Source organism: Petrotoga sp. DB-2 (genome assembly GCF_054051725.1).
Genome location: NZ_JBSVZD010000107.1, coordinates 1 through 228 on the forward strand (window position 1 = coordinate 1; position 228 = coordinate 228).

Annotated in this window: 1 pseudogene; it reads right to left on the reverse strand. The window is 36.0% G+C overall.

Going from position 1 to position 228, the window contains the following annotated elements:
* Nucleotides 1–228: pseudogene (locus ACW9JY_RS10645) on the reverse strand (hypothetical protein); the annotation flags it as partial.

Consider the following 228-nt stretch of genomic DNA (forward strand, 5'->3'; position numbering starts at 1 on the left):
ATTGTTATTAATATACACCGGTTGTTCTATTAACTCAAGCGTTTTAATATCCCAACCTTTTTCATCTACCTTCTTCATGTATTCTTCTAATGATGTTGTATGATTCATATAATGTGATGTCCCAACACCTTCCAATCCATCTTTCCCAATAAAGATATTGTTGTAGAAACGATCATCACCACCGTAAACACAGGCATACCCTGCAACCGTTGTACTATGTGGTCTATG